Raw genomic sequence first — 23,341 nt, 5'->3', positions numbered from 1 at the left:
TTTCGAAAAGGAAGCAGATCGTCTCGCGTGCGGCGAGCTACTACCCGGGAAACGGCGAATCACGCCCGAACAACCGCCCAGAATCGTTAACGTTTTTATATCTACTACCCCAGCCGGCCGTGAGGCCGATAGTAATGGTGGCAATCATGTGGCTCGTGTTGGCGGTGCTGGTACTGTTCACGGTGGGGTATCTGAGCTACTCGCGGTATCTCGCCCGGTTCGTCGAACTCGACGAGTCGGCCGAGACGCCCGCCCACAAGTACGAGGACGGCCAGGAGTACGTCCCGGCGAAGAAACCCGTGCTGCTCGGACACCACTACTCCAGCATCGCGGGCGGCGCGCCGATCGTGGGTCCGATCACCGCCGGTGTCGTGTGGGGGTGGGTGCCCGCGCTGCTGTGGATCGCGATCGGCAACCCGCTGATGGGCGCGGTCCACGACTTCGTCTCGCTGTCGTCGAGCCTGCGGCACGAGGGGAAGTCGATCGGCTACATCATCGGCGAGTACGTCGGCGACCGGGGGAAGAACATGCTGCTGTGGTTCGCGTTCCTCACCATCATCCTCGTGGTGGCGGTGTTCGCGCTGGTGGTCGCCATCGTGTTCGACGCGTTCCCGCAGGCGGCGACGACGAGCTTCCTCTACATCGCGCTGGCGTTCCTGTTCGGTATCTACCTCTACCAACTCGACCTGCCGTTCATCCCCGGGACCGTCGCGTTCGTCACCGCGGTGTTCGTGACGGTGTTCGTCGGTATCTGGTACCCGCTCGCGCTGTTCCCCGCGGCCGCGGACGCGTCGTACCCCGCGGGCACCATCGTGCTGTTCTCGGGCGGCGGGTGGCTCCCCGGCGCGTCGAGTCTCGGCGCGAACACCGCCGCGTGGGTGCCGATCATCATGGTGTACGGCGCGCTCGCGTCGGCGCTGCCGGTGTGGATGCTGCTCCAGCCGCGCGACTACCTCTCGTCGTTCCTGCTGTACGCGGGCGTCGGCGGCACGCTGCTGGCGATCATCGTCGGCACCGTCGGCGGGATGTGGCTCGGCGTCACCCCGACGCCGACGACGGAGCTGACCACGCACCTGTCGGCGTTCAACGGCTTCTGGGGCGTCACCGGGGTGTCGCCGCTGTTCCCGCTTCTGTTCATCACCATCGCCTGTGGCACCATCTCGGGCTTTCACTCGCTCGTCTCGTCGGGGACGACCGCAAAACAGCTGAACCGCGAGACGGACGCGCGCGCCATCGGCTACGGCGGCATGCTCGGCGAGGGGCTGCTCGCGATCGTCGCGCTGTGTACGCTCGCCGTCTCGGCGGCGAGTCTCGACCCCGCCGGCGGGATCGGCGTCGCGCTCCCCAACTTCGCGACCGGCGGGGGGATCATCCTCACGAGCTTCGGCATCCCCGCGCGGTACGGCGCGCCGTTCATGGCGCTGGTGCTGGTGAGCTTCCTGTTGACCTCCACCGACACCGCGGTCCGGCTCGGCCGCTACATGATGGAGGAGATCGTCGGCACGCCCGAGACGTCGACGCAGGCGTTCGCCGCCAACCGCTACGGCAACGCCGCGATCCAGACGGTGCCCGCGTACGTCCTCGTCACCTCGGGGTCGTGGCTCACGCTGTGGCAGCTGTTCGGCGGCGCGAACCAGTTGCTCGCGGCGCTCGCGCTCCTCACGGGGACGGTGTGGCTCGCCAACTGGGACGAGTCGAAACAGCTGATCTCGACGGGCGTGCCGATGGCCGTGATGACGCTCATCACCGTGCTGGGGCTGGGCTGGGTCGCGCTCCACGACAACGTCTACGTCAAGTTCGTCCAGGGCGGCTGGGGCGAGGGCGGCGCCACGCTCGCCGCGATGCTGTCGTCGGCCGTCCAGGTGCTCGTCGCGTTCCTGCTGATCGGCATCGCGCTCGCGCTCGTCCGGATCGGCTACGAGAACATCCAGCACGCCCGCTCGCGCAGCGGCGGCGGGATCACCACCGACGGCGGCACCGACGGGACCGACGACTGACCCCGGGCGCCGTCCGACTCGGGACGCTCGCGGCGGTCGGCGGCCGCGTCACGGCGGCGGAGTCGACCCGCGTCGGCCCGGCCCGACGCGGTCGTCGACCGGTCCGTGTTCCCTCTCCCCGTTCGCGCGGGTCGCACCCGCTCAGATCGAGAGGATGTTGCTGACGAGTATCTTCGTGAGTATCGAGACGAGACAGCCGAGCCACGTCATCAACACGAAGTGGAGGTAGGCGTTCGCCTTGTTGCCGCCGTCGATGGTGCGGATCATCACCGACGACAGCAGCGCGTTGAACAGGATGACGAGCAACAGGAGGTACTCGATCAGCGGGATGTCGTAGACGCCCGCGTAGATGATCTGGCCGATGCCGCCGGCGCCGGTGAGGTTGAACTGGTTGGAGAGGTCGGCGAGGATCTGGACGACCTGCAGGCCGATGAAGAACGCGAACGCCGACGCGGAGGTGATCCCGTACAACAGGCCGATCATCGTCGTCGTCGCCTGCTGTCGCTGCTCGCGTAGCTGCATCACCGTCGTCATGTTGGTCGAGATGAGTTCGCCCAACTGCTTGGGCCGGCCGCCCATCGCCCGGCCTTCGAGGTACATGTCGGAGAACTTCTGGATGAGGTACGACCGGGTGTCGGTCGCGAACGTGTACCACGCCTGTCCGGGGTCGATCCGTACGTTGAGCCGGCGGTACAGACGGGTGATATCCGCCGACAGCGCGCCGAAGTCCTTCTGGTGGAGCGTGATCAACACGTCGCCGGTCGTCGACTGCTTCGCGCTCTCGGCGGCGCCGAGCGCACGGATGAACGACGGGAACTCACCGTCGCGTTCGACGATGTTGCGCTCTTCGATACGGAGGACGACGCCCGTGATGGTGAGCGGCGTGACGGGCACGCAGAGGTACAGCGGGAGCGGCACGTCGTCGAGGAAGAACAGCAGTCCCGGAAGCCCGGGACCGTAGCCGAACAGGCCGGCGCCGACGACGGCGATGAGCGCGAACGTGAGCGCGACGCCGACGATCAGGCTCCCCCACAGGCGGGCGTCGGAGGGGGCGCCCCGCTCGGAGTGGAACCACAGCGGGTCGTACGGCGCCATCGCGCGGATGACGACGTAGAAGCCGAGTTGGACCAGCATGAACATCACGATGACCGCCGCGACGGTGAGCGTCGGGTCGTTCCCCGTGAGGATCGGGAGGACGATGGCGAACACCAGCGCGAACGTCATCGAGAGGATCATCGACATGTAGAGGTCCTTCATCACCTCCAGGTTCGCCAGCGCGCCCTCGTACACCGTGATGTAGTTCTGGATCACCGCGTCCTGCTCCGACAGCAGGAAGTCGTCGAGCGACTGGCCCGCGCCGATGGTGTAGCCCAGGCGGTCGAAGAAGTCCGACATCGCGTCCGAGGGAACCTCCTTCGCGCGGCGGCGGAGCGCGTCGTCGAGCGACTGGTTCCACGTGTCGACGAGGTGGACAACCCGACCGAGTTCCTCCGCGGCGGCGCCGTACTCCTCCTCGCTCGCGAGCGTGCGGAACACCTGCATCCGGTCGATGTTGGTGGTCGAAAGCACCGTCAGGTGGGTCATCACGAGGTGGAGTTGGTTCTCGATGGCCGCCTGCCGGCTGTTGAGGTAGATCTTCGGGTATATCACGGCCGTCCCGAACGCGAGCAAGCCGAGCAGCGGGATGGGGAGCCGGACCGACAGGTCAAACGGGAGCGCGACCGCCGCCGCGAGCGTGAGCAGGAGGAAGCCGGACGCCGGCACGAGCACGTAGCCGACGTACTTCCGTTTCGACATCTCGAGCGCGTCGTACGAGTCGGACAGCGACGCCGCGAACTCGAGTAGCGACTCGGGGAACAGCCCCGAACTCCCGCCCGAGGTGTCGGTGCTCATCCCGTCACCTCCCCGAGCGGTGCATGTCGAAGGGGAGCCCCTCGGCGCCGTCCCGGTGGAACGCGTTGATCGCGTCGTTCACCTCGTGGTAGCCGAGCACACCCTCTTGGATCATCCGCTCGATGAGTTCCGCGCGGAACTCGAGGTCGTCGTAGATGTCGCGCGTGTCGGCGTACCCCAGGAGGGTGGCGATCTGCTCTTCGAGGACGTACGAGTTGTTCATCCCCCGGAAGACGATCTCGTCTTCGACGGGGTCCCAGTCGAACACCTGTCGGGTGACGACGCCGTCCATCTCCTTGGAGTACCCCTCGATCTCCTGGACCGAGGTGACCCGCCGGAGCACCTTGTCGCCCTGCTTGACGCGGTTCTGGAACAGCGCGACGTCCGCGTTGTCCATGAACGTCTCGGGGACGTTGATCGGCTCGGAGGTGAACCGCTGGATCATCGAGACGATGTCCGACGCGTGGAAGGTGAGCATCACCGGGTGGCCGGTCTGGGCCGCCTGGAACGCCATCCGCCCCTCCGCGCCGCGCACCTCGCCGACGATGATGTAGTCGGGGCGCGACCGCAGGGCGGCGGCGACCAGGTCGAACATGTCGACGCTGTTCGAGTCGGCGCCGTCGCCCTCCCGGGTGAGCAGTTGCTGCCAGGTGTTGTGCGGCGGGATGACCTCCGCGGTGTCCTCCGCGGTGTATATCTTCGAGTCGCGCGGGATGAACGAGAGAATGGCGTTGAGCGTCGTCGTCTTCCCCGACGCCGTCTCCCCGACGACGAACACCGTCTGTTCGTTCTCCAGACAGAGCCAGAGGTACGCCGCCAGTTCGGGACTGAGCGTCCCCCAGTTGGTGATCTGGTTGACCGACAGCGGCGTGTCGTCGCCCTGCCGGATGGTGAGCGAGGGACCCTTGATCGACACGTCGTCGGAGTAGATGATGTTGATACGCGACCCGTCGGGGAGCGTCGAGTCGATGATGGGGTTCGAGTCGGAGACGGGGTCGCCCATTCGCTCGCCCATGTTGCGCAGCCAGCTGTCGAACTGCTGGAGGGTGCCGAAGTCGACGGTGGTCTCCAACATCCCGAACACGCCGTGGTCGACGTGACACTCCGAGGGACCGATGACGTGGATGTCCTCGTTCTCGGGGTCGCGCATCACGGGTTCGAGCGGGCCGAACCCGACGATGTCGCGGTTCAGCCGGTAGCGGATGTCGTTGTACGTCCGCGCGGACACCTCGATCCGCCCGAAGTTCCGGATCTTCGAGAACCGGCGCGACGACCCCTCCTCCGTGATCACCGTCACCTCCTCGAGCAGTTCCTCGATCAGGTCGTCGTACCCCGACTCGCCGTCGGGCGTTGGCCGGTGACCGCTCTTGTTGAGCAGTTTCCCCTTGATCGTATCGAGCGTCTGCTCTTCGGCCGTCGACAGCGTCGGCTCGATCGTGTAGTACTTCGTGTCCTGTCCGAAGTCGCCGTAGACGTGACAGAACAGCGGCCCGCCGACCGGGTAGAGCACGTTCGGGTGGCGCACCTCGTGTTCGCCGTCGATCTCGTCGACGAACAGCGGGAACTCCCCGGTGATCTGTTTGAACTTCTGGAGGTGTTCGCGTAGGTGCGGCCGCTTCATCGCCGCCTGCTTGAGTTCGTTCGACGCCTTCGACGACCCCTGGTCAGTCATGTGTCACGACTCGCCACGCGCGGGCGCGCTCGCGTCGAATGCGCGCCCGCTCCGATCATCTACGCGACGCTCCGTGATTCGATGACCAGGCCCGTCCCCGAACGGACGGAGAACCCGATCGTGTCGCCGACCTGGCTGCCCATGCCGGCGAAGCGCTTCACCGAGATGTTCCGACGGACGTCGCTGCCCACCTCGACCATCTGGAGCTCCATGAACACGTCCGCGATCGACCGGAACGGGCCGATCGCCTCGTCGCCGACCGCCGAGGGGTCGACCGTCAACACGATCGTTTTCCCCTGTGAGATCATGTTCCGGAAGAACGAGATGATCTCCAGGGCCGCCTGCCGCTCCTCGTTGTTGCGGACGAGCGCCTCGAACGTGGGGTCGTTCCGGAGGATGGAGTCGAACGTGTCGAGGATGACCACGTCCGATTTCCACATCACCTCCGCCTCCATCAGCCGCTTCAACAGCTCCTTGCGGTCGCCGCTGCCGTCGGAGAACGCCCCCCCGGAGTCGAAGTCGGCCGAGAGGAACAGCAGCTTCTCGTTCAGCAGGGCGCGGGTCACGTCGTACTCGAGTGAGTGCATCTGGTTGATGAACCCCGAGACGGTGAGTTCGGTCGACAGCAGCGTGACGGTCGCGCCCTCCTCGACGAGCCCGTAGCAGAACCGCTGGGAGAGCGCCGACTTGCCCGCGCCGTAGTCGCCCTCCATGAGGACGATGCTCCCGCGCGGGATGCCGCCACCGAGCTCCTTGTTCAACTGGTCGCGCTCGCCGAGACCGATCGACAGCAGGTTCTGGTTTGGGGTGCGGCTACTCATGTGCGGAACCGGAACACCTCCTCGTCCTCGTTGACCACCAGCATCAGCCGGTGGTCGCCCGACGCGAGCCCCGGCGCGGGCACGTCGAGGCGGACGACGCTCCCGCGCGCCCACGTGTCACCGCCGTCGACGACCGTGAGCCGCACGTCCGTTCGGTACCGGCCGTCGAGGAGTACGTCGACCCCGTCGGCTCCGGTCGGGAGCGTCGACGAGCCCGTGTTGCGGACGTACACCGTGACGTTTCCGTCCCCGGAGGTGTTGTACACCCCCACTGCGGGGTCGGAGACGACTTCGACGTCCGAGCGGACCTGGTCGGCCACGTCGAGCGACCGCGCGGAGATGGCGTCGCCGACGTGGGCCACCTCGCTCGTGAGCGTGCCCGCGACGCTCGCGGCGACGACGAGCGCGGCGATGAACAGGATCATCTCCGAGATGCTCGCGCCCGCCATCAGGCCACCTCCACGTCTACCCAGTCGCGCACGCCGTGGTCGACGACGACGGTGACGCGGTCGGGCGCGGTCGAGAGGCCGCTCTCGAACCGGGCCGTCTCGCCCGGGAGCCACAGCGCCGTGTCGTTCGCGCCCGCGACGGTCGCCGTCGACGGGACGTACTCGTTGTCGGCGAGCAGCGTCGTGCGGGTCACGTCGAGCGTCGTCGAGCCGTCGTTGCGCGCGGTCACGACCAACGTGTCGTTGCCGGCGTGGTACGTCGCGTTCGCCGCGGCGACGCCCGTCTGCTGGCGGTCGAGCGCGCGGTCGGCGGCGGCGTCGTTCGCCTCCGAGACGCGCTCGGCGCCGTTGGCGACCGCCGGGTAGGCGACGCCGGCGGCGACGAACAGCCCCAGACAGACGACGGCGGTCGAAACGCTAACGCTGAGACCCACGGACTCCCCCCGAGAGCTGCGGCCACCGGTCGATCACGACCGACTCGGCCGTCGCGTTCGTGAGCTGCATCACGTACTTCAGGCTCTGGGTGTGGTGGTCGAGGGTGAGTTGGGCCGTGCCGGGCTCGTCCACCCGGTTGCGGTCGATGTCGCCGAACCCCGAGAGGAAGTCCTTCAGCCGGCGCGCGACGCTCTCGTCGACCCACTCGATGCGCTCGTAGTAGTTGACGGCGCGGACCGCGTCGGTCGCATCCGACTCCTCGACCAGGTACTCCAGCCACTCCATCACCATCAGGTCGCCCACGTAGTCACCCGGGAGTTTCGTCAGGTACGGCTTCTGCGGCTTCGAGGAGAGGTCCCCCTCGCTGACGAACTCGAACCCACCGTCGTCGACCGGGTCGGCCCGCGACCCGCGGTCCGGCTCCGGGGCCGGGGCCGGTTCGGACGCCGGAGCTGGGTCCGGCTCCGGGGCCGGTTCGGACGCTAGAGCGGGATCCGGCTCCCGGGCCGGTTCGGACGCCGGAGCGGGGTCCGGCTCCGGGCCCGCGTCGGGGACCGCGCCGTCGGTCTCTGGGCTCGGGTCCGGCTCGGGGTCGTCGAAGTCGTCGACGTCGAACGCCTCGCCGGCGTCGGCCCAGTCGGCGTCACCCGATTCGTACTCGTCTTTCAGTTCACTGAAGCTCTTGCCGCCGCCGTTCTCGGTCGCCATAGTGTCGGTGTCTGTGGTGTCGTCGTCCGCGTCGGAGTCGCCGTCCGATTCGTCGTCCAGTTCGTCGAGGCCGTCGAGGTCGTCGCCCGCGCCGAAGTCGTCGTCCGCGTCGAGGTCGTCGAAGTCGTCGAACTCCCCGTCCTCCTCGAAGTCGTCCTCGTCGTCGAACGCCCCGCCGTCGTCGAGTGCCTCCTCGTCGGCGAGCGCGTCCCCGTCGTCGACCGCCCCACCGTCGTCGAGTGCTTCCCCGTCGTCGAACGCCCCGCCGTCGTCGGCGAGATCCTCGTCGAAGAACGACTCCGCCTCGGCGGACGCGAGGTCGTCGTCGAGGTCCTCGTCCGCCTCCTCCTCCTCCTCGTCGTCGCCGTCGAAGAGACCGAACGACTCCTCGCCGCCGAGGTCGCCGCCCATCCCGCCTTGGGCGTCGTCGACGAAGGGGTTGATTCCCCGCGTGACCATCTCGTAGATGTCGAGCAGACTCCTGACGTCCTCGCTGATCTCCTCCACCTGCCCCGAGATCTCCTCGTTCTCGGAGCGCACGGTGCTGACCGACGACGAGAGGCTCGCGACCTCGTTCTCGAGGTCCTCGAGCCGGTTCTCCATCTCGGCCGTGTCGTCCTCCTCTTCGTCGCCGAACGGGTCGTCGTCGCCCCAGTCGTCCATCCCGTCCATCCCGTCCAGTCCGTCGAGGTCATCCCCCCCGCCCTCGTCGTCGCCGTCGTCGCCGCCGAACGCGTCGTCGTCGTCGAGCAGCGGGTCCCCCTCGGCGTCGCCGACGTCCGCGTCGTCGCCGCCGTCGCGGAAACGGTCGAGCAGGCTCGCTCCGAGCAGTCCGATGGAGACGAGAAGTCCCAAGTCGCCGCCCGGAACGACAGCCGTCCCGGACAGCACGGTGAGGAGACCCATTACTGCGATTCCACCACCGACTGACGCTTAAATCCTCCCCGCGGATTATCGATTCGGATAACAGTGTGGGGCGGCGGGTTCGGGGGTCGACGAGGTATGTACCACGCACCCACCTCGTACGATCAGATGACGGCGTCGCCGTCGGCCGACGAGACGTGGAGGCGGCCGGTGGCGGTCTCGAACCGGAGCGACCGGCCGCGGTCGCCGCCCGTGTCCGTCGCGACGACCGGGACGTCGTGGTCCGCGAGCGCCGCCTCGGCGGCCGCCACGTTGCGGTCGCCGATCGAGCCACCGTCCTCGTCGAGCGAGAAGTTCAGCATGGCGGCGCCGCCCGCGAACTTCGCGCGCAGGCCGTCGGTCACGCCCTCGTCGGCGAGCGCCGCGACCAGCGCCGCGACCCCCTCGGTGACGAACTTCTCGTCGGGACCGGGGTGGTCTTCGGCCGCCGGCAGCATCGCGTGGAGGAGCCCGCCGACGCCGGTCGTCGGGTCGTAGACGACGATGCCGAGACAGGAGCCGAGCCCGCTGGTCACCAGCAGCGCGCCGTCGCCGGCGACGCGGGCCTCGGAGAGACCCACCTTCAGGCGTTCGCCGCCGGCCGCGTCTGTGCCCGCGAGCGTGTCGACGGACCCCGCGCCGCCGTCGGTAACGGGTTCAGGACGGCCCATCTGTCCCCGTCCCGAGCGACCCCCCGTCGGCAACCGCCGGATCGATACCGTCGAGCGCCGCCGCGAGTTCCCGCTGGTCGGGGAGTGCGTAGATGTCACACCGCACGCCCTCGTCGGGGGTACGGATGGTCGAGTCGATGATGAACGCGTGTTCTTGTGTCCGGCCGAGTTGGCTCACGATGGGGCTCATCACGGCCGCGCCCATGTCGTGGACGAACTGCGGGGGCGTGTGCTCGATGCTGGTCCCGAGCACGTTCGCCCAGCCGTCGATGAACCCGCTGGTCATGATGTTGCCCAACTCCCGGAGCGCCCCGCGTTCCATCTCGCCGATGCCGTCGTCGGTCTCGGTCGGGATCATCCCGCCGGCGACCGCCTTCGCCGACGGTTCGTCGAACAGGATGGCGAGGTAGCCGCTCGGGAGGCCCTGGAGTTCGAAGACGGTGCCGACCACCGTCTCGTCGCCCACCTCGGAGGGGACGTCCTCGACGGGGACGAACCTGAGCCGCGAGACGTCCACGTCGGTCGGCGTGCCGGTCATCATCGTGATGTTCTCGGCGGCGCTCTGGGTCCCCCGCTTCGTCAACTGGTTGAACGCCGGGAGTTTATCGACCGGGACGGACTCGCCGGCTTCCTCGCCGGCCGCCTGGCGTCGGGCGGTGAGGAGGTCGGTGAAGCCGGTGTACTCCGGGAGCAGGTAGATGGTGAACCCGACCTCGGCGTCCGAGGAGGCGACCTGCGACTCGAACATGAACACCCCCGCGCGGTCGCCGTCGAACGCCCCGTCGGGGAGGATGTCGGTCCCCGACGCGCGGACGTACGTCGGCGGCGTCATGTCGATGGCGATGCCGAGGTGGTCGGCCCAGCCGTCGATGAACCCGCTGGTCATGATGTTGCCCGCCTCCGTGACGCCGCTCCGTGCGAACTCGTCGTCGGTCCGGTCGGCGCCGAGCAGCGACAGCAGCGTCTCGGCGGCGTCGCGCTCGAACGCCATCACGGTCTGGCCGACCAGCCCGCCCCGCAGCCCCACTTCGACGCCGACGAACTCCCGGCCGTCGAACGCGCGTTCGAGGTCGCCCGCCGCCATCAGCGTCACGTCGGTCACGTCGGCGTACACGTTCGTGCCGGTGAGCTGGGCGAACGCGTACGCCGCGCGGTCGGCGCCCTGGCTGGCCAGTCGACTGAACGTGCCAAGCGACTTGATATCGACGTCCATCCCTACGCCGGGACGACGTCGTTGATGGCGTCGAGCACGTTCGGCTTCTGGAACGGTTTCGTGATGTACCCCTGCGCGCCGGCCTTGATGGCCGCCTTCATCTTCTCCTCCTGCCCGACGCTCGTACACATGATGACGCTGGCGTCGTCGTTCGAGGAGGTGATCTCGCTGGTCGCCTCGATCCCGTCACGGATCGGCATCACGATGTCCATCATGACGATGTCGGGCTCGTGCTCGCCGTACATATCGACCGCCTCCACCCCGTTCTCCGCCTCCCCGACGATCTCGAACTCCCCTTCGAGGATCTCCCGGAGGAGGCTCCGCATGAACTCGGAATCGTCGGCGATCAGCACTCTTGTCGGCATATAACCGATCCGTCCCGCCGACGAGCATAAACGCTCGCCCGGGAGTATCATCGGTGAAAACGGGACTGCGGGCGGCTGGAAGCCGGCTACTCCAGCGTGAGCCCCCGCTCGTCGCGGACCGCGGCGAGGAGGTCGCCGACCGAGTCGTCCGGCGAGAGGCCGTGCCGCGAGAGCGCGCGGTATAGCTCCCGTTCGGGGAGGCGGACCGGTTCGTCCATCCCGCCGAGGAGGACGCCGAGCGTCTCCTCGGGCGGGAGGTGACCGTCGGTGCTCCGCGCGAACCCGACCACGAGCGACTCGAACGCCTCGGCGATGTCGTCTGAGGTCGTCCGGTGGTGCGTCACGTCGTCGTCGAACGCGAGGACCACGTCGAAGCCGTACGCGTCGCCGCTCTCGACGAGGTCGCTCGCCCGTCGCTGCGCGTCGGCTGTCGCGTCGCCGACGGGGTGCCCGTCGCCCTCACCCGACACCCCGGTCGGACCGTCGGCGTCCGCGCCGTCGCCCGGGCCGGTCGACTCGGGCGGCGTCCCGTCGGACGCCGCCGTATCGGACGACGCGCGCGGCGGACTCGACCCCGTCGAGACCACGAACCGGTCGTCGTCGAGTTCGTGGACGTGGTCGCTGTCGGTCACATCGAGGTCGTCGGGGTCGAGGATCGTATCGTCGTCACTCATGGTGGTGTGGTACTGAAAGAAGTGATCGAAACGCTGTACTCGGAAGTGACCGCGCGAGTCGGCAGCGAGCTTAGAGCTTGACCGCGTTCTTGCCGCTGAGCGACTCGGGCACCGCGAACTGGATCGTCGTCGTCGCGCCCGACACCGTGTTGACCTCGAGGGTCACCTTGTCGCCCTCCTGGAGCGGACCGGTGAAGCCGTCGGTCTCGGTCACGTTGAACGAAAGCTGGAGACGGTCGCCCACGTCGTTCAGGACGGGGGAGGAGTCGTCGGAGTCCGACACGTCGTTGACGGTGAAGAACTCGTTACCCGACTCACTCTGGTTCTGGTGGACGAGCGAGTAGGTACCGCTCGGACCGATCCAAGTGACCGTGGAGTTCTCCAGGTCGATGTCGCCCGCGCCGGGCGCCTTCGTGACCGTGACGTTCACCCACTCGATCTCCGAGTCGGTCACGTTACCGGTCGTGACGACCTCCTGGACGCGGTCGGAAACCTGACTGCTCGCTTGCTGACCCGTCTGTTCGGCCTGCGACTGGAGGAAGCCCGCGGTGTTGATCAGGACGCCTGCGGCGATCGCCGCCACGAGGACCATCGCGATGAACACGATGAGTGTCCCGATACCGACTTGACCGCGCTCTTCCTCATCCGTGATGAATTCGAACATTTGCGTTGTGTATCCTTTGACCCGGCCGACTGCGGGTAGCCAGGTTCTGGCTCAGAAAAGACGGAAGGTGGTAATAAGAGTGACTCCGAAATTATCTGTTTAGATAACAGACGCGGTGTTCAGGACGATCGGAGCGGTGTAGTGTGTGGGCAGTTCACGGGGGAGCGGGCGAGGCCGCACGACCTGTCGGTAGATTTTTGCGTACGTGAATCACCATTGATACTGAATGCCGGCACAGGACGAGGAGATCATCGAGGTGCTCGGGAACAAGTACAACCCGGAGATCCTCGACGCGGCGGGGGAACCGAAGTCGGCACAGGACCTCTCGGAGGAGTTGGGCGTTCCGATCGCCACCTGCTACCGGCGCATCAACGAACTGGAGTCGACGGAGCTGCTCGAGTTACACGACCGGCCGCTCTCGGACGAACACCGGCGGATCAAGGTGTACCGTCGGTCGGTCGACGGCGTGAACGTCACCTTCCAGGACGGGCTGACAGTCGAGCTACAGGAGCGCTCGGAGGTGAAGAACAAGCTCGACGAGGTGTGGCAGACGATGACCGACAACTGAACCGGCGTCCGCGGGTCGACCGGCTCAGGTTGACCGGTCGACCCCTCAGAACCCGTCGCCGGGTGCCTCTCGTCCCATCATCGAGAAGCCGCCCGCGCGCTCGTACACCTTGATACCGCCGTTCGCGATCTCCATCGGGAAGATGTCGGTGTCGATGTCCTGTTTGCGCATCTTCGCAACCCAGACGTAGCGGTTGACCCCCGAGTCGGTCGGCGTCTGGATGAAGTAGATGTTCCCGTCGGTCAGGAAGTTCTCGAGCCCGATCTCCGTCTCGGGGAACACCGCCCCCTGCTCGTTGACCAGAAGCGAGGTGAGACCGTTCTTCTTGAGGATGTCCGAGAACTTCAGGAGGTACGTCCGCTTCTCCTTCTCGTCGTCGAAGAACAGTTCGAACATCGTGAGCGAGTCGAGCACCAGCCGGTCGTAGCTCGCGTTGGCGAAGTCCTCCAGCAGGGTGTCCATCGTGGACGTGAAGTCGCCCTCCCGGAGCATGTGGCTCTTGTCGTACACCTTGATCTCGCCGTCGTCGACCAGGTCGCCCCAGTTCTCGAACCCGATCGACTCGGCGGCCTCACGGATGTCGTCCTCGTTCTCCTCGAAGGAGATGTAGATCCCCCGCTCGTCGTGTTCGGTGACGCCGTGGTGGAGATACTGGATCCCGAACAGCGACTTGCCCGTCCCCGGGTTTCCGCTCACCAGTACCGTGGCGTTCTCGACGAGACCACCGTTGAGAATGGAGTCGAGTCCCTCGACCCCGGTTTCGACCGTGTTTACCATGTCGGGTACGATGGACGCCGGCCCCATAAAGGAAAACGGTTGTGCCGGTCGTTCACGCTCCCGACGATAGTTTTAAGCCCGAACGATGCCCGAGAGCAAGTATGGCTGACGGAGGGGGAGACGGAGTGGGGGGAGTGCAGTGATTCGGCGTGTACTGATCGTAGAGGACGAGCCGGAAGTCGCCGCCCTCTACGAAGGCTACCTCGCCGACCAGTACGACGTGGAGGTCGTCAACACCGGCGAGGACGCCCTCGACGCGCTCGACGCCGAGACGGACGCCGTGCTGCTCGACAGGCGCCTGCCCGACATGGCCGGGTCGGAGGTGCTCACGGCGATACGCGACCGCGGGTTCGACTGCCGCGTCGCGATGGTGACCGCGGTCGAACCCGACGTCGACATCGTCGAGATGGGGTTCGACCTCTACCTCGTCAAGCCCGCCACCCGCGACGACATCCACACGGCGGTCGAACGGCTGGGTACGCGCGCGAACTACGACGAGAAACTCCGCCGGACCGCGGCGCTCGTCACGAAACGCGCACTGCTCGAGGCCGAGCGCCCGCGGTCGGAACTCCGCGAGAGTTCGGAGTACGACGCGCTCCTCGACCGCATCGAGAAGCTGCAGGCGGATCTCGACGACCTCGGGACCGCGTTCGCCCCCGACGACTACCGGATGCTGTTCCGTAGCATCGGCGAGACGAACGTCGAGTCCGAGTCCGTCTGACCGGCCCGCCGCGCGACGACCGCTCCCGTTTCTACCGCGGTTCCGTCGTTTACCGCCCCGCCCGTCGAGTCACTTGACCTGTTCGCCGACCGCCTCGTCGGCCGCGGCGAGGAACACCTCCCGCTCCCCCTCGGGGATGGTGGCGCCCGCGGCCACGTCGTGACCGCCGCCGTCGCCGCCGACCGCTCGGGACGCCTCGCGCATCACGGCCGAGAGGTCGAGTCCCGAGCGGACGAGGTGGCCGCTGCCGCGCGCGGATACCTTCACCTCGCCGTCGCCCGCGTCGGCGAACGCGACGATTGGCTTGCTCCGGGAGACGCCCGCGGCACCGACCGCCATCCCGGCGACGATGCCGACGATGGTCTCGCGTATCCGGGTGCCGGCGTCGAACCACTGGAGGTGCTCCTCGGTCGTCACACCCTCGTTTTTCACCCACTGTAGCCCCTCCGAGAGGTTCCGCCGGTGGTTGCGGAGGAGTGTCCGCGCGCGCGCGAGCGCCTCGTCGCGGTCGCCGAGACAGACCGCCAGCCCCACGTCCGCTCGCTCGTAGCGCGCGGTTGCGTTGAGCAGCGTGGAGAACTCGCTGACGTCGCGGAGTTCGGTCCCCGGCTCCTCGTCGGCGAGCACGTACGTCGTTCCGACCAACCCGTCGACCCGCTCTGCGGGCACGCCCGACGCCACGGCCCGACGGATGAGCGCGCTCGCGACCGTCTGCCGCTCGTCACCCGTCAGGTCGACCCACCGGCGCCAGTCGCCGTCGTCGTCGCGCATCGGCACGTCCAGCCCCGAGAGGAACTCGACGCTGCCGGCCTCGTCGTCGGAGATGCCCGGAATCCGCGCCTCGGAGGCGTACTGGAGGAGTTTTGGCAGCGGCCGGGTCTGTCTGCCGTACAGCGCGAGGTCGGTCTCCGCTTCGAGCGCGCCCGCGGCGACGCCGTCGGCGACCAACCGCTCGTTTGCGCCCGACAGGCCGTCCTCGCCGTCCTGCATGTCTCCGACGGCACCCACGACCGCGAGCGCCGCCAGGTCGCGGTTGTCGGTGCCGTCGGCTTCGAGCGCGCGCGCGAGCAGGTACGTCGCCCCCGCGCCCGACAGCTCCGAGGCGCCGTCGACCCCCTCCAACAGCGGGTTGAGGTGAAACTCGGTGTCGACGGGGCGGGACTCCGTCCCGCTGGCGGACGGGCTTCGTCCGTCGGCGTCGGCGGGCTGGTGGTGGTCCGCTATCACGGGCGTAAACGCGCCCCGCTCCTCGTGGCGCGCGATGAGGTCGAGTTGCCCGCTCCCGAAGTCGGTGAACAGCACGGTGTCGTGGTCGGTGGCCGCGATCCGGTCGAGGTCGTCGGCGTCGAGCTGTTTCGAGAACAGGCTCTCGAACGGTACCCCCGCGCGTTCGAGCGCCGCCGCCGCGACAGCCGCGCTCGTCAGCCCGTCGGCGTCGATGTGCGACGCCACCAGCACGCGGTCGGCCTCCCGCAGCCGGGCCGCACACCGCTGGGCGCGCGCTTCGAGCGCCGGGACGGGGAACTCGTCGGGGTCGTACTCGCCGTCCGGGTCGTCGCTCGCGTCCGCTGTCGCCATTCGTCCCTCTCTCGGTCGCTCTCGGGGTTAAACGCTCGCCTCCGAGCGGACGTGGTCTCGGCCGTCTCGGGGTGCGGCTTCGTCGATTCGAGCGATCCAGTCCACCGGGTGGGGACGGCGACGGTGGTAACTACCGTGAAAGCCCCACCCGTCGGCTGTCGAGCGAACGGCGCGGCCCCGGTTCCGGACGAAACGGGGGAACCGGCGCCTCGGTGTAGTGTAGCCGCCGGTCGCCGCGGCTCAGAGCGTCTCGGCTACGTCCTCGGCGAAGTACGTGAGGATTAGATCGGCACCCGCGCGCTTGATGCCGAGGAGCGACTCGCGGGCGGTCGCCTCCAGGTCGAGCCATCCCCGTTCGGCGGCGGCGTGGAGCATCGCGTACTCGCCCGAGACGTTGTACGCCGCGACGGGGTGGTCGAACTCCCGGCGCACGTCGCTCACGACGTCGAGGTACGGCAGCGCGGGCTTGACCATCAGCACGTCCGCGCCCTGTTCGACGTCGAGGCGGGTCTCGCGGACGGCCTCGCGGCGGTTCGCCGGGTCCATCTGGTAGTGGCGACGGTCGCCGAACGCGGGCGCGCCGTCGGCGGCGTCGCGGAACGGGCCGTAGAACGCCGACTCGTACTTCGCGGCGTAGCTCATCACCGGCACCTCGGTGTACCCGTCGGCGTCGAGCGACGAGCGGATGGCGCCGACCATCCCGTCGGTCATCGAGGAGGGGGCGACCATGTCCGCGCCCGCCGCGGCGTGTGAGGTGGCGGTCCGCGAGAGCAGGTCGAGCGTCGCGTCGTTCTCGACGGTCAGCGTCGGGTTCTCCTCGGCCGACGCCTCGACGACACCGCAGTGGCCGTGGTCGGTGTACTCACAGAGGCAGACGTCGGTGATGACGTACGCGTCCGTCTCGGCGGTGACCGCGCGGACCGCACGCTGGACGACGCCGTCGTCGGCGTACGCGCGCGACCCCTCGGGGTCTTTCGACTCGGGGATGCCGAACAGCATGACCGCCTCGACGCCCGTCGAGCGGACCTCCTCGACGCGCGCGACGGCGTCGTCGACCGGCACGCGCTCGTGGCCCGGCATCGACTCGATCGGCACCCGCTCGTCGGCGGTGGCGTCGACGAACACCGGCGCGATCAGGTCCGACGCGGCGAGGCTCGTCTCCGAGACCAGCGGGCGGACGCCGTCGGTCCGGAGCCGCCGCGGTCGGTCGGTCAGGTCCATACCCGAACTCGGGCGGGCGGCGGCGTAAACCCCGCGCTCCGGCCGCGCTCGCCCCCCGCCGAGGGGATGCCCTCGGCCCCCGGCGGTGCGAGCGCGCGCGGCGTGACAGCGCGTGACGGCGCGACGGCGCGTGACAGAAGCCATATGCCGCCCCCCCTGTAACCCGCTCCCGTGCCGGTCCCGCTCCAGGGTATCGTTGGCGAGTTCCCGCCGTGGCTCGAAGCCCTCATCACGTCGGAGTACGCCCTCGCCGTGCTGTTTCTCGTGTTCGTCCTGGAGGGGGCGATGCTGATGTACTTCGTACCGAGCGAACTGCTCGTTCCCGGCACGCTGGTCCTGTTGGGCTACGAGGTGAGCACCGTCGCGGCGGTGCTCGGGGTGGCGGTCTGTGGGGCGACGGTCGGCCAGTTCGCGCTGTTCAAACTCGCCCAGCGGGGCGGCCGCGAGTGGCTCTTAGAGAAGCGGTGGTTCCGCGTGAGCGAGTCGACGCTCGACCGGTTCGACGGCTGGTTCGACCGGTGGGGACCGCTCGTCGTCCCGGCGTCGAACGCGATGCTGTTCACCCGGGGGATGCTCACGGTGCCGGCGGGACTCGCGGAGATGGACGGCCGGCGGTTCCTCGCGCTGTCGGCGGTCGGCACGCTCGTCTTCGAGGCCGCGCTCGCGGGGCTGTACGTCCTCGGCGTCGACCTGCTGTGGTGAACGGGAGACGGACGCGGTCCAGCCGAGAAGAGCGAGATACGGATGCAGTCCCGCCGAGAAACGAGGAACGAGCGTCCCGCACCCGACGGTACGGAGGGCGGAGGAGCGCGGAAGGGCGGCTGACCGGGGAGAGTGCGGTCGGCGGTCGGTGGTGACTCGCTACTCGTCGTCGGCGTGGGTGACGTCCACGCGCTCGCGGAGCGCTTCGAGTCCCTCGCTCTCGGCGAGTTCCTCGACGCGCTCGCGGAAGTGGTTCTCACAGAGACCGACCCTGACGCCGTCGCGGTCGGCGGTGTAGGCGGCCTCGCGTTCGCAGTAGTGACACCGCATACCCGTGCTCCGGGCCGCTCGGGGTTAAACCCGCCTGTTTCGGTCCCCGGCCGCGGGGTCGTCCGGGAGCCGTTCGCGGACGGCCGCCCACCCGTCCGCCCCCAGTCCGGCGACGCCGAGCCGCTCGTCGTGGGCGTCGCTCCCGCCCGTGAGGAGCAAGTCGTGTTCGCGTGCGACCCGTTCGACGCGCGCGGGGTCGTCGGTCCCCCGGTCGCCGTAGGGGTAGTGGCGCTCGACGGCGTCCAGGTCCGCACACAGGTCGAGCGCCGCGCCGGGGTCGTCGTACCGGAACGGGTGCGCGAGACCGACGAGCGCGCACGCGTCGGCGAGCAGGTCGCGCCCCCGTTCGTACGGCGTCACGTCGCGTGCGACGAAACACGGGCCGTCGTTCCCGATCAGGTGTTCGAACGCGCCGTCGACGTCGTACGGCGCGTCGCTCGCCGCGACGGCGCGCGCGACGTGGGGCCGCCCCAGCCCCTCGCGTGGCTCCAGCTCCAGGTCGACGCCCGTCTCGGCTTCGACCGCCTCGATGATCCGCTGGCCGCGCTCGACCCGGTCGCGCTGGAGGCGCTCGCACTCCGCGCGGAGCGCGTCGGTCTCGCACAGCCCGTACCCCAGCAGGTCGACCCGCTCGCCGCCCGTCTCGACCCGGAGTTCGATGCCGCGGACCACGGTCACGCCGCCGACGTCGCTCACGGGCGCGTTCAACCCCGGGTGGAACCGGTCGTGGTCGGTGAGCGCCACCGCCTCGACGCCCGCGCGGGCGGCGGCGGCGGGCAGCGTCTCCAGCGTGAGCGTCCCGTCCGACAGCGTCGTGTGCGCGTGGAGGTCCGCGACGACCATACGCCGCGGTCCGGCGGCGGGGGTGAAAGCGTTGCGGTGGGGCGACCACGGCCTGGAAGCCTCCGAAACCCGGTGACTGCGCCGCAGCCGTAGATCGTAATTAAGGGTACCTTAGTCGTGACTAGAGGGTATGCCCTCTCCAAGGACATGCATGGACAATGGTTAAGGTTATCTCGCGGCTCCACTCGTGTATGCGCCTGAAAGGCCTGGGGGAGAAGCTATCGACGCACCAGTACCCCGCGACCAGCGACGAACTGATAGACGCCTACGGCGAGAGCCGGATCGAACTGCCCGAGGGGTCGGAGACGCTCGGGAGCGTGCTCGGCCGCACGAGCCAGGAGACGTTCCTCTCGTCGACCGAGGTCCACGAGACGCTCCAGGGCAACGTCGGCCACGAGGCGGTCGGGCGGCGCTTCTACAGCGACCGCGACGCGCCGACCGTCGCCGAGGACGGTCCCGAACAGGTCTCGTTCTGACCCGTCGGACGGTCCCGTCGGTCCGGGCACGGTCCAGCGTTCGACTTCTTTCGACCGACTACACCCACTCGACGGCCGCGTCCAACTCGAGCGGGACCGACCCCGTCGCGTACGCCTCGGTCCGCCCGTCCGGCCGGGAGCGGAAGACGACGGCCGGGCGGTGGCCCACGTCGGACCGTTCGCCGCGGACGGCCGCCCAGTCGTCGTCGGGGAACGACGAGCAGTCGACGAACAGGGTGACGCCGCCGCCGTGTTGCTCCAACTGACCGCTGGTCTTGGTGGCGACGGTGTCGCGCACCGCCGCCGCGGGCGTGCCCGCCGACCGGCGGTTGGTCGGCACCGGCCGCGTCACCTCCACCAGCGTCGCGGTGCCGTCGTCGCGCACCGCGCGGTAGTCGATGACGTGGTCGGTCGCCACCTCTATCTCCGGGACGATGTCGTACTCCGCGAGCGTCAGCAGGCGGGCCACGTCGAACTCGCCCATCGTCGCCGTCATCCGCGTCCGGTCGAAGTACTCGGAGGTTCCGAGTTTCCCGGCCATCTCCTCGCGGTAGTCGTCGAGGACGCCCGTCGAGAGGAACTCCTCGTAGAACGACAGCGCGGCCTCCCGGCTGGTGTCGGGGAACCCCGCGCGGTGGTCGCGGAAGAACTCCCGGGTGGTCTCGGCGCCGTCCTTCGAGCAGAAGACGGTGAGGAAGAACCACGACAGGTGCGGGTAGTCCGCGAGCCACGGCTCCTCCTCGTGGAGTCCCGCGGTGAGTTCGCGCTCGGCCCACCGCGTGACGGCGTAGGGAACGTCCGCGAACGCGTACTTGTCGGTCCGCCACAGCGCCGACGGCGTCTCGGTGTTGCCCAGCCAGTAGGCGCCGGGTCCGCCGCCCGTCCCCTCAGGTCCCTCGTCGTCGTCGGTCCAGCAGAACAGCGCGAGGCTGCCGTCGTCCATCTCGAACCGGCGCGCCTCGTACCCGCCCGGCGGCTTGAACCACGGTCCCGTCGCCGTCGCCCCGAGGTTGGCGTCGAGGTCGTCGAACACCTCCGACTCGACGCGCGAGTTCGACCACGTTCCCGGGGCGTACCTGAACCGGAGCGGACGTGCCACACCGGCCATCGGTCCCCCCCTCGTTTCAACCCACCGCCTCCGCGGGGCGCCGCCGGGGGTGCGTTTCGGCCGACGCCGCGGTGAGACCGACCGGTAGATTCATACGGTAATCGTGGTAAGTCGTCACGTGCCACCTCGGCCGCCGTTACTCGCCGAGCGGCTGCCGTCTCCAACCCACGTGCTAACTAGTGGCAACCCTTAAGCCGTAGTCGTCCTTGGTATGTGATACACTATGTCGTTGGGATCATACGACGAGGACGAACACGAACGCCGCGAGCAGAAGGCGAAACTCGACGCGGAGTTCGCCGACGAGCGGTCGGAGTACCGGGGCGAACTGTCGTACGACTCGGGCGAGTCGACGGAGGCGCTCCTCGACCAGTTCCGCGAGATGCGCGGCGAGTGAGCGGCGACCCCGGGGGTCAGGCCGCCTCCCGCCGGTAGGATATCGCGACGGCGGCGCCCGACACCACGAACACCGCGAGGACGTGTCCACACACCGCGAGCAACAGCGCCGGGCGGTCGCGGATGAACGGCACCAACACGAGCTGTGCGAGCGCGAACGCGACGTTGAGGTAGTCGATCCGGCGGAACTCGTCGCCCGACTCCGGCGGGAGCGGTAGCCTGAGTTCGCCGTACAGCGAGACGACCGCGATCCACCACGAGACGCCGATCCGGTAGCAGACGTCCCAGAGGACCAACAGCGAGAGGAACACGACGGGCACCGGCGGTTCCGGCCCGAACAGCGCGGTGACGAGCGGGGTCTCCGAGCGGGGGATCGGTATCGGGGCCCACTGCGCCATCGGGAGCGTCTCGCCGACGTGCTGGGGGTCGTAGACGAACAGGTGGGTGACGAGCGCGATGAACGCGAGCACCGCCAGCACCACCTCGATGCTCGACCCGAACAGCAGGCGGGTGTACGTCGTCGGCGCGTCGAGCGTCCGGTTGCTGTCGCCCAGCCGCAACAGAAGGTAGCTCCCGACGGCGGCGACGAACACCGCGGCGGTGCCGGCGGCGGCCGCGTTCCACAGCCCGTACCCCCACGCGAACAGGAGCACGCCCACCTCGAACAGCGCGAGTTGGAGCGTGATGGCGGCAGTCGGCGAGAGGTTCGCACCCGGGAGCGCGCGCACGATGCTCTCGTACACCCACACCTCGCCGAACTCGGGGAGGCGAGTGCTCGTGTCCTCGGCGTCCTCCGCGTCGTCGCTCCCGTGCGGGTCGTCCGTCCCGTCGACGCCCTCCGCGTCCGGGTCGCCGCCCTCGGAGCCGTCGTTCCCCTCTCTTGTCACACCGGGACCTCCGAGTCGGCCTCCGACTCGCTCACGCCGACGCCGCGGCGGGCGTCCTCGGCGTCGAGCGCGCGCCGGACCGCCTCGTCGAACCCGGTCCGGTCGACCGGAACGACCTCCTCGATCCGGTGGTCGGAGACGACGACCCGGTTGCCCATCCCCTCGACGAGCGGTTCGACCACGTCGGGGTCGACGTCGGTGACGAGTCGGACCCAGCCCACGGAGAGCCGCGGCGTGAGCACCGGCACCGGCACCACCCGGAGTTCGCCGCCGAGCGCCCGTCGGGTCCGCCGGAGCACGTCCTCGTAGGTCAGCGACTCCGGCCCGCCGATCTCGTACGTCTCGCCCGCGGTCTCGGGCGCGTCGAGCACGCCCGCGAGGTACGCGACCACGTCGTCGACGTAGATGGGCTGACACTCCGTGCGGACCCACTGGGGCGTCACCATCACCGGGAGCTTCTCGGCCAACTGGCGGATGATGGCGAAGCTCGCGCTGCCGTCGCCGATGACCACCGCCGCCCGGAGCACGGTCAGGTCGTAGTCGCCGTCTGCGAGCATCCGCTCGACCTCCCGGCGCGAGCGGAGGTGCTCGGAGAGGTCGTCGTCGTCCTCGCCCAGCCCCCCGAGGTAGATCACCCGCGAGACGCCGCCGCCGTCCGCGGCGGCGGCGAAGTTGGCCGACAGCGTCCGGTCGAGCTCGGCGAAGTCGTCGCCCGCCCCCATCGAGTGGACCAGGTAGTACGCCGCCTCGACGTCCAGGTCGGCGATCACGTCCCCGAGCCACCGACCCTCGTCGTCGCCGTCGTCCTCGTCCCCGCTCCCGCCCTCGTCGTCTGCGCCGCTGTCGGCGTCGCTGTCGCCGTCGTCGGTTCCGACGGGCGCGTCGGAGCCGGGCTCCCTGATCAGCCGACAGTCGTCGGGTTCGAGCAGGTCGGCGCGGACCACGCCGACGCCGTCCGGCGCGTCGTACTCGTCGGGGTCGCGCACCGTCACGGTCACCTCGTGGTCCGTCTCCCGGAGCTTCGAGACGAGGCGGCCGCCGACGAACCCGGTCGCACCGGTCACGAGAACACGCATGGGTGAGACAGAGCCGCCCGGCGAATAACGGTTGTGCGGACGTGCGCGAGACCGTCGGGGGGTCCAGGCCGTCCCCGCCGGCCGCCGTCGAGCGGGTCGGCCGCCCGCTCGACCCGGGTCGTGCGCCCCGCCGCGCGCTACTCGCTCTCCCACCCGGGCGTCGGGGGCGCGCCGCGCGCCTCCTCCACCGTGCCGT

At 68.9% G+C, this 23,341-nt stretch carries 25 protein-coding genes; 6 read left to right on the top strand and 19 right to left on the bottom strand.

Annotated features, from left to right (window positions below; genetic code table 11):
- The first annotated feature begins 134 nt into the window (after positions 1-134).
- A complete protein-coding gene (locus K933_RS03120; protein WP_023393230.1) occupies positions 135-1,997 on the top strand; it encodes a carbon starvation CstA family protein in 1,863 nt (620 codons plus the stop codon).
- Positions 1,998-2,138: 141 nt separating this feature from the next.
- Here the strand turns inward: K933_RS03120 and flaJ are convergent, their stop codons facing one another.
- From flaJ to K933_RS03065, 11 genes are all read right to left on the bottom strand, one after another.
- Positions 2,139-3,890 carry an archaellar assembly protein FlaJ gene (gene flaJ / locus K933_RS03115; protein WP_023393229.1) on the bottom strand — a complete coding sequence of 584 codons (1,752 nt, stop codon included), beginning with the start codon at positions 3,888-3,890 and terminating at the stop codon, positions 2,139-2,141.
- Between the two features lie 4 nt (positions 3,891-3,894).
- On the bottom strand, positions 3,895-5,562 hold the full coding sequence (locus K933_RS03110; protein WP_023393228.1) for a type II/IV secretion system ATPase subunit: 1,668 nt from the start codon (positions 5,560-5,562) through the stop codon (positions 3,895-3,897).
- A gap of 59 nt (positions 5,563-5,621) precedes the next feature.
- Positions 5,622-6,383 (bottom strand): ATPase domain-containing protein, encoded by a 762-nt coding sequence (locus K933_RS03105; protein ID WP_023393227.1) that lies wholly within the window; start codon positions 6,381-6,383, stop codon positions 5,622-5,624.
- On the bottom strand, positions 6,380-6,832 hold the full coding sequence (locus K933_RS03100) for a flagellin (RefSeq protein WP_023393226.1): 453 nt from the start codon (positions 6,830-6,832) through the stop codon (positions 6,380-6,382). Before K933_RS03100 ends, K933_RS03105 begins: the two co-directional genes overlap by 4 nt.
- Positions 6,832-7,266: a fla cluster protein flaF gene (locus K933_RS03095; RefSeq protein ID WP_023393225.1), complete on the bottom strand. Its 435-nt coding sequence runs from the start codon at positions 7,264-7,266 to the stop codon at positions 6,832-6,834. Before K933_RS03095 ends, K933_RS03100 begins: the two co-directional genes overlap by 1 nt.
- Positions 7,250-8,881, bottom strand: a complete 1,632-nt coding sequence (locus K933_RS19180) for a FlaD/FlaE family flagellar protein (protein ID WP_023393224.1) — start codon at positions 8,879-8,881, stop codon at positions 7,250-7,252. Before K933_RS19180 ends, K933_RS03095 begins: the two co-directional genes overlap by 17 nt.
- Positions 8,882-9,003: 122 nt before the next feature.
- Positions 9,004-9,549 carry a chemoreceptor glutamine deamidase CheD gene (locus K933_RS03085; RefSeq protein ID WP_023393223.1) on the bottom strand — a complete coding sequence of 182 codons (546 nt, stop codon included), beginning with the start codon at positions 9,547-9,549 and terminating at the stop codon, positions 9,004-9,006.
- On the bottom strand, positions 9,536-10,762 hold the full coding sequence (locus K933_RS03080; protein WP_023393222.1) for a chemotaxis protein CheC: 1,227 nt from the start codon (positions 10,760-10,762) through the stop codon (positions 9,536-9,538). Before K933_RS03080 ends, K933_RS03085 begins: the two co-directional genes overlap by 14 nt.
- 2 nt (positions 10,763-10,764) lie before the next feature.
- Positions 10,765-11,127, bottom strand: coding sequence for a chemotaxis protein CheY (gene cheY, locus K933_RS03075; RefSeq protein WP_023393221.1), 363 nt, complete (start codon positions 11,125-11,127; stop codon positions 10,765-10,767).
- A gap of 86 nt (positions 11,128-11,213) precedes the next feature.
- Positions 11,214-11,801 (bottom strand): DUF7500 family protein, encoded by a 588-nt coding sequence (locus tag K933_RS03070; protein WP_023393220.1) that lies wholly within the window; start codon positions 11,799-11,801, stop codon positions 11,214-11,216.
- Between the two features lie 70 nt (positions 11,802-11,871).
- Positions 11,872-12,465, bottom strand: a complete 594-nt coding sequence (locus K933_RS03065) for an archaellin/type IV pilin N-terminal domain-containing protein (RefSeq protein WP_023393219.1) — start codon at positions 12,463-12,465, stop codon at positions 11,872-11,874.
- A 226-nt stretch (positions 12,466-12,691) separates the two neighbouring features.
- On the opposite strand from K933_RS03065, the gene K933_RS03060 reads away from it, so the two are divergent.
- Entirely contained in the window at positions 12,692-13,033 is a 342-nt protein-coding gene (locus K933_RS03060) for a helix-turn-helix domain-containing protein (protein ID WP_023393218.1), read from the top strand.
- Between the two features lie 45 nt (positions 13,034-13,078).
- Here the strand turns inward: K933_RS03060 and K933_RS03055 are convergent, their stop codons facing one another.
- Positions 13,079-13,810: an RAD55 family ATPase gene (locus K933_RS03055; protein WP_049947553.1), complete on the bottom strand. Its 732-nt coding sequence runs from the start codon at positions 13,808-13,810 to the stop codon at positions 13,079-13,081.
- A gap of 139 nt (positions 13,811-13,949) precedes the next feature.
- On the opposite strand from K933_RS03055, the gene K933_RS03050 reads away from it, so the two are divergent.
- On the top strand, positions 13,950-14,531 hold the full coding sequence (locus tag K933_RS03050; protein WP_023393216.1) for a HalX domain-containing protein: 582 nt from the start codon (positions 13,950-13,952) through the stop codon (positions 14,529-14,531).
- Between the two features lie 69 nt (positions 14,532-14,600).
- Here K933_RS03050 and K933_RS03045 read toward each other — a convergent pair whose 3' ends face one another.
- The gene (locus tag K933_RS03045) at positions 14,601-16,109 is read right to left on the bottom strand and encodes a single-stranded-DNA-specific exonuclease RecJ (protein ID WP_023393215.1); all 1,509 of its coding nucleotides are present in this window, start codon (positions 16,107-16,109) and stop codon (positions 14,601-14,603) included.
- A 240-nt stretch (positions 16,110-16,349) separates the two neighbouring features.
- Entirely contained in the window at positions 16,350-17,330 is a 981-nt protein-coding gene (hemB, locus tag K933_RS03040; RefSeq protein WP_023393214.1) for a porphobilinogen synthase, read from the bottom strand.
- A 171-nt stretch (positions 17,331-17,501) separates the two neighbouring features.
- Here hemB and K933_RS03035 point away from each other — a divergent pair, with 171 nt between their 5' ends.
- Positions 17,502-18,032, top strand: coding sequence for a DedA family protein (locus K933_RS03035; RefSeq protein WP_023393213.1), 531 nt, complete (start codon positions 17,502-17,504; stop codon positions 18,030-18,032).
- 159 nt (positions 18,033-18,191) lie between these two features.
- On the opposite strand, the gene K933_RS18570 is transcribed toward K933_RS03035, so the two are convergent.
- Both K933_RS18570 and K933_RS03030 read right to left on the bottom strand, forming a co-directional pair.
- On the bottom strand, positions 18,192-18,362 hold the full coding sequence (locus K933_RS18570) for a DUF6757 family protein (protein ID WP_023393212.1): 171 nt from the start codon (positions 18,360-18,362) through the stop codon (positions 18,192-18,194).
- Between the two features lie 24 nt (positions 18,363-18,386).
- Positions 18,387-19,205 carry a PHP domain-containing protein gene (locus tag K933_RS03030; protein ID WP_023393211.1) on the bottom strand — a complete coding sequence of 273 codons (819 nt, stop codon included), beginning with the start codon at positions 19,203-19,205 and terminating at the stop codon, positions 18,387-18,389.
- Between the two features lie 191 nt (positions 19,206-19,396).
- Between K933_RS03030 and K933_RS03025 the strand changes: the two genes are divergently transcribed.
- Positions 19,397-19,681 carry a DUF5789 family protein gene (locus K933_RS03025; RefSeq protein WP_049947552.1) on the top strand — a complete coding sequence of 95 codons (285 nt, stop codon included), beginning with the start codon at positions 19,397-19,399 and terminating at the stop codon, positions 19,679-19,681.
- A gap of 58 nt (positions 19,682-19,739) precedes the next feature.
- Here K933_RS03025 and K933_RS03020 read toward each other — a convergent pair whose 3' ends face one another.
- Positions 19,740-20,780 carry a DUF5784 family protein gene (locus K933_RS03020; RefSeq protein WP_049947551.1) on the bottom strand — a complete coding sequence of 347 codons (1,041 nt, stop codon included), beginning with the start codon at positions 20,778-20,780 and terminating at the stop codon, positions 19,740-19,742.
- Between the two features lie 232 nt (positions 20,781-21,012).
- Here K933_RS03020 and K933_RS18565 point away from each other — a divergent pair, with 232 nt between their 5' ends.
- Complete coding sequence (locus K933_RS18565) at positions 21,013-21,183, top strand: DUF5786 family protein (RefSeq protein ID WP_023393208.1); 171 nt, start codon at positions 21,013-21,015, stop codon at positions 21,181-21,183.
- Positions 21,184-21,199: 16 nt separating this feature from the next.
- Here the strand turns inward: K933_RS18565 and K933_RS03015 are convergent, their stop codons facing one another.
- The gene (locus K933_RS03015) at positions 21,200-21,931 is read right to left on the bottom strand and encodes a DUF7530 family protein (protein ID WP_049947561.1); all 732 of its coding nucleotides are present in this window, start codon (positions 21,929-21,931) and stop codon (positions 21,200-21,202) included.
- Between the two features lie 134 nt (positions 21,932-22,065).
- Positions 22,066-23,145 carry an NAD(P)H-binding protein gene (locus K933_RS03010; protein WP_023393206.1) on the bottom strand — a complete coding sequence of 360 codons (1,080 nt, stop codon included), beginning with the start codon at positions 23,143-23,145 and terminating at the stop codon, positions 22,066-22,068.
- Between the last annotated feature and the right edge of the window lie 196 nt (positions 23,146-23,341).

Origin of the sequence: Candidatus Halobonum tyrrellensis G22, assembly GCF_000495475.1 — an archaeon.
In the GTDB taxonomy this organism is placed as follows: Archaea; Halobacteriota; Halobacteria; order Halobacteriales; family Haloferacaceae; genus Halobonum; species Halobonum tyrrellense.
The sequence above is the reverse complement of the archived record's forward strand: the minus strand, read 5'-3'. Positions and strand labels throughout refer to the sequence as shown.